Origin of the sequence: Hyphomonas jannaschiana VP2, from assembly GCF_000685215.1 — a bacterium.
GTDB lineage: Bacteria > Pseudomonadota > Alphaproteobacteria > Caulobacterales > Hyphomonadaceae > Hyphomonas > Hyphomonas jannaschiana.
This window is the reverse complement of sequence record NZ_ARYJ01000010.1, coordinates 104,209-110,208: the sequence shown is the minus strand read 5'-3', so window position 1 is coordinate 110,208 and position 6,000 is coordinate 104,209. Positions and strand designations below refer to the sequence as shown.

Sequence of the window (6,000 nt, the reverse complement as noted above, 5' to 3'; positions counted from 1 at the left end):
CGGCCTTTTTGCTTGTTGGGGAGAGATTGCCAAAATTGGCTTTTCGCTGAAGCTTCCGGCTTGCCGTGGCAGGGAGTTTGGGGCAAACCCTCACCTCGCCTGAAGGGGTATAGCTCAGTTGGTAGAGCATCGGTCTCCAAAACCGAGGGTCGCGGGTTCGAGTCCTGCTGCCCCTGCCAGGCGGATTTCCTGAAATAGCAGCCGCACACCGCCGCGTTCAGGACACGTTCGTTTATGCCTGCGCAATCCACAAAAATAATGCTGCGCCACCTCTAAGCGTAAACGAGGTGTGAACGATTTCAGGTGAATTGATTGGGTCCTGCGTCATCCGGCGCGTCCGTCAATTCCTGCCAGAAAGGCGATCGTTTCATGCCAGCCAAACCCCGCACCTCTGCCGCGCCGTCGATTGCAAAGCTGATCGCAAAGGAACTCGGCATTTCCGAACGCCAGGTCGAGACCGTGATTGAATTGCTCGAAGAAGGCGCGACGGTGCCCTTCATCGCGCGCTACCGGAAAGAACGCACAGGCGGGCTGGATGACACGCAGCTGCGGACCCTGGCAGAGCGCCTCGACTATCTCACCGAACTTGCCAAGCGCCGCGACACGATCCTTGACGCCATCCGGCAACAGGACAAGCTGACACCAGACCTTGAGCGCGAGATCATGGCGGCCACGACGAAGGTGGCCCTGGAAGACCTGTACGCGCCTTACAAGCAGAAGCGCCGGACCAAGGCGACCATCGCGAAGGAAGCAGGGCTGGAGCCGCTGGCAGAGCGCATTCTCGCCAACCCGGCGGTGGCTCTGGAAGCGGAGGCCAAAGCCTTCGTCTCGAAAAAGAAAGGCGTGGATACGCCAGATGCCGCGCTGAGCGGCGCGCGGGAAATTATCGTCGAGAAGATCGCGGAAACACCGCGCCTTTCCCGCAAGATCCGCGAGACGGTCTGGAAGCAGGGCAAGCTTGGATCCTCGCTTGTCAAAGGCAAGGAAACCGAAGGGGCGAAGTTTGCCGACTATTTCGATTTCGATGAGCCGTTCGAGAAGATGCCATCGCACCGCGCGCTGGCCATGCTGCGGGGGCAGAAGGAAGGTATCCTCCGGATCAAGGTGGATGTGCCGCACACGGATACGCGCCATCATCCGGCCGTGCGGGAAATCTGTTCCGAATTCGGTTTCGCAAAGAAAGGCCGTGCCGCTGACGAGTGGCTGATGGAAACGGCCGAAGCGGCCTGGAAGGGCAAGCTGGAACCGTCAAGCTCCCGCGAGTCGATCAATCGCCTTAAGGATGCAGCAGATAGTGAAGCGATCCGGGTGTTCTCCCGAAACATGAAAGACCTGCTGATGGCCGCGCCGGCCGGGCACAAGGTCGTCATGGGAATCGATCCGGGCATCCGGACGGGCTGCAAGGTTGCTGTCGTGGACTCGACTGGCAAGTTGATCGACACCGCGACGATCTATCCGCATGAGCCGAAGAAAGACTGGACGGGTGCCCTGACGACGCTGGCCACGCTTTGCAAGAAACACAAGGTCGAACTCGTCAGTGTAGGGAACGGGACTGCTGGACGCGAGACAGACAAGCTGGTCGCAGACCTGTCCGACAGATTGCCGGATCTGAATTTGACGCGCCTGATGGTCTCGGAAGCTGGCGCTTCGGTCTATTCTGCGTCCGAACTGGCGGCGAAGGAGTTCCCGGATCTGGATGTCAGCATCCGCGGGGCGGTGTCCATCGCCCGGCGCTTGCAGGATCCGCTGGCGGAACTGGTCAAGATCGAGCCGAAAGCCATCGGCGTCGGCCAGTACCAGCATGACGTCGATCAGGGCCAACTTGCAAAATCACTGGACGGCGTCGTGGAAGACTGCGTGAACGCGGTCGGTGTGGATGTGAACACGGCGTCGGCGTCGCTGTTGTCGCGTGTTGCCGGGCTCAACGTGACGATCGCGGCCAACATTGTTGCCTATCGTGACAAGAACGGACCGTTCACGTCGCGCAGCCAGTTGAAGAAGGTGCCGCGTCTTGGCCCCAAGGCGTTTGAGCAGGCTGCCGGCTTCCTGCGCATCATGGACGGCAAGAACCCGCTTGATGCGTCGGCGGTCCACCCGGAGGCCTATCCGGTCGTTGAGCGCATCGCGAAGAAGACCGGCCGTAAGGTTGATGCCCTGATCGGCGACAAGGCGTTCCTGTCGAAACTGAAGGCAGAGGATTTTGCGGACGCCACATTTGGCGTGCCGACCGTGAAGGACATCCTCTCCGAACTGGAAAAGCCGGGACGGGATCCGCGGCCTGAATTCACGACGGCGACTTTTAAAGAGGGCGTCGATACGATTGGCGACCTGAAGCCGGGGATGCGGCTGGAAGGTGTGGTGACCAATGTCACCGCCTTCGGGGCGTTTGTGGATATTGGCGTCCATCAGGATGGCCTGGTTCATATTTCCGAACTGGCTGATACCTTCGTGAAGGATCCGCACACCGTCGTGAAGACGGGGCAGGTGGTAAATGTTGTTGTCCTGGAGGTGGACGCTGCGCGCAAGCGCATCGGACTCAGCATGAAACGGCAGGGCGTCCGTCCGGCGGCGAAGTCCGACAAGGCGTCGAAAGCGCCTGAGCGGAAGCCATCTGACAGTCCGTTCGGCGTGCTGGCCTCCCTCCGGTAAGGGTGGACGCCGCATCCGCCCTGTTGCCTAATGGCCTTCTTACCGGGAGGCGAATTTGAGCGGCATGGCGAATCTGGACGGGGACTACGACCACATCATCGTGGGCGCCGGTTCGGCTGGTTGCGTCGTTGCCAACCGCTTGTCGGAAGGTGGTAAGCGCCGCGTGCTGCTGCTGGAGGCGGGCGGACGGGATAACTGGGTCTGGTTCCATATTCCGGTTGGATACCTGTTTGCGATCGGGAACCCGCGCTCGGACTGGATGTTCGAGACGGTGGCGGAACCGGGCCTTAATGGACGCAAGCTGAACTATCCGCGCGGCCGGGTGCTTGGCGGGTCATCTGCGATCAACGCCATGATTTCCATGCGCGGGCAGGCAGCGGATTACGACTACTGGCAAAGTCTCGGCCTGCCGGGGTGGGGCTGGGAAGACGTGCTGCCGGTCTTCCGCCGGATTGAAGATCACTTTCTTGGGGAGAGCGAAGCGCATGGCGCAGGCGGAGAATGGCGTGTCGAGGCGCCGCGCGTGCGCTGGGGTATTCTGGATGCCGTGCGCGACGCTGCAGAAGAGATGGGTATTCAGCCGGTTGAGGACTTCAACACCGGTGACAATGAAGGCGCCTCTTACTTTCATGTGAACCAGAAGAAGGGTTTGCGCTGGTCTGCGGCGCGCGGGTTCCTGAAGCCGGCGATGGGGCGGGAGAACCTCCGTATCGAGACGGGGTGCCTGGTGGATAAGCTGGTTATGGACGGTGGGCGTGTGGTGGCGGTCGATTTCCTTCAGGAGGGGCGGCACCGGCGGGCAAGATGCCGGGGAGAAGTGATCCTGTCCGCCGGGGCAATAGGGTCTGTGCAGGTCCTGCAACGCTCCGGTATCGGACCGGGAGATGTGCTGCAGGCAGCAGGCGTCGCGGTTCAGGCTGACCGCACAGGTGTGGGCCGGAACCTGCAGGATCATCTGCAACAACGTGCCATCTATCGGGTGTCCGGAGCGCGAACGCTGAACGAGACCTATCACAATCTGTTCCGGCGCGGTCTGATGGGGCTGGACTATGCCTTGCGGCGGCGCGGTCCGCTCACCATGGCGCCTTCACAACTTGGAATCTTCACGCGTTCCGATGCCGGGCAGGACCGCGCAAACATCGAATTTCATGTTCAGCCGCTATCGCTGGATAAATTCGGCGACCCACTTCACCGATTTCCCGCGATCACCGTCAGTGCCTGTAATCTCAGGCCGACCTCTCGAGGCGACGTGCGTATTGTGTCACCCGATCCCGCTGCGAGGCCGGAGATTGCGCCGAATTATCTCTCTACGGATGAGGACAGGAAAGTGGCTGCTGATGCCATCCGCGTGACCCGGCGGCTGATGGGGCAGCCGGCCATGGCGCAGTTTTCGCCGGAGGAGTTCCTTCCGGGACCTGCCGTGGGGAATGACGATGCCGCATTGGCCAAGGCGGCTGGCGACATCGGCACGACGATCTTCCATCCCGTGGGTACAGCGAAGATGGGACGCCGGGATGATCCGTCGGCTGTGGTCGACAAGGATTTGCGGGTGATTGGCGTGGACGGCTTGCGGGTCATCGACGCGTCCGTCATGCCCACGATCACATCCGGCAATACGAATACGCCGACCATCATGATTGCAGACAAGGTTTCCCGGGAGATGATGACATGAGCAAGCCGGAACAGCCTTGGTGGCGCGGCGCGGTCCTGTACCAGATTTATCCGCGTTCCTATCTTGATACGAATGGTGACGGTGTCGGGGATTTGCCGGGCATTACGAAGAAACTGGACTATATTGCCTCACTCGGCGTGGATGGCATCTGGATCTCACCTTTTTTCGCGTCGCCGATGAAGGATTTCGGCTACGATGTCTCGGACTATTGTTCTGTCGACCCGGTCTTCGGCGCGCTGGAGGATTTTGACCAGCTTCTGGACCGTGCGCACGGGTATGGGCTGAAGGTAATTATCGACCAGGTCTATGCCCACACATCAGATGAGCATGCCTGGTTCACCGAGTCCCGCCAGAACCGGGATAATCCGAAGGCAGACTGGTATGTGTGGCAGGATCCGAAGCCGGATGGGACGCCGCCGAATAACTGGCAGGCCGTCTTCGGTGGGGCTGCGTGGACATGGGATGCGCGGCGCCAGCAATATTACATGCACAATTTTCTGCCCGGACAGCCGCAGCTGAACGTGCACAATCCAGAGGTTCAGGACGCATTGCTGGCGACAGCGCGCTTCTGGCTGGACCGGGGCGTGGATGGCTTCCGGCTGGATGCGATTAATTTTGCCATGCACGACCGGGATTTCCGGGACAATCCCCCATGGGATCCTGCAGGCCGGACGATTACACGGCCTTTTGACCTTCAGCGCCGGGAGTATAACCAGTCACAGCCGGAAGTTCCGGAATTCCTGAAACGCGTCCGCGACCTGACAGATGAATATGGTGACCGGTACACCGTTGCCGAAGTCGCGAGTGACGACCCTTTGCCGACAATGCGGTCCTATACGCGCGGCGATGACCGGCTGACCGCCGCCTACAGCTTCGATTTCCTGTACGCCCAGACATTGACGGCGAGGCGCGTTCGCAGGTCACAAGGCAACTGGACCGGATCACTGGAAGAGGGCTGGCCGTCCTGGGAATTTTCGAACCATGACGCGCCACGGTGTGTCAGCCGATGGTATGACGGGCCGGACAGGCCCCGGTTTGCGAAGCTGACGAATGCGCTGCTTCTTTGCCTGAGGGGCAATCCGATCCTGTATCAGGGGGAGGAACTGGGTCTGACGCAGGTGGATGTGCCCTTTGAGGCCCTGCAGGATCCGGAAGCCATCGCGAACTGGCCGCGTACGCTGGGGCGGGACGGCGCGCGGACGCCGATGCCTTGGGAAGAAAACGCCCCGAATGCAGGGTTCTCACAGGCCAGGCCCTGGTTGCCGGTGGGAGCTGACCACCCCCGTCTGTCCGTAAGTGTGCAGGAGGAAGACCAGGACTCGGTGTTGAATTTTACGCGGAGGCTACTGGATATTCGCAAGTCGAGCCCGGCCCTGAAATGGGGCGACGTCTCTTTCGCAGAAAGTCCGGAGCCGTTGCTTATCATGATACGCTCTTTCGGGGCTGAAGTGGTGATGTGTGTCTTCAATCTCGGTGCCTCGGCCGTCGAGCTTCCGGAAGCGATCCAATTGGATGGCGCCGTCCTGATCCAGTCCGAGGGTCTGGACCAGCCTCCGGGTAGGGTTTTGCCACCCCATTCATTCCTGATCCTCAGGCGCTGACGCTGAAAGCGAGTTCTGCTTGTCATGATGGGGCGGTGTCCGCTAAGAGCAAAAAGACAACGTTGTAATAAATTCAGG

3 protein-coding genes and 1 tRNA gene are annotated in these 6,000 nt (G+C 60.5%); all 4 read left to right on the top strand.

Annotated features, from left to right (window positions below; translation table 11 throughout):
• The first annotated feature begins 103 nt into the window (after positions 1-103).
• Positions 104-179, top strand: a tRNA-Trp gene (locus tag HJA_RS14245).
• 190 nt (positions 180-369) lie between these two features.
• Complete coding sequence (locus HJA_RS14240) at positions 370-2,649, top strand: Tex family protein (protein WP_051597725.1); 2,280 nt, start codon at positions 370-372, stop codon at positions 2,647-2,649.
• Positions 2,650-2,713: 64 nt separating this feature from the next.
• Complete coding sequence (locus tag HJA_RS14235; RefSeq protein ID WP_035583453.1) at positions 2,714-4,321, top strand: GMC family oxidoreductase; 1,608 nt, start codon at positions 2,714-2,716, stop codon at positions 4,319-4,321.
• A complete protein-coding gene (locus HJA_RS14230) occupies positions 4,318-5,922 on the top strand; it encodes an alpha-amylase family glycosyl hydrolase (RefSeq protein ID WP_035583452.1) in 1,605 nt (534 codons plus the stop codon). The genes HJA_RS14235 and HJA_RS14230 overlap by 4 nt, the downstream gene beginning before the upstream one ends.
• Positions 5,923-6,000 lie beyond the last annotated feature (78 nt).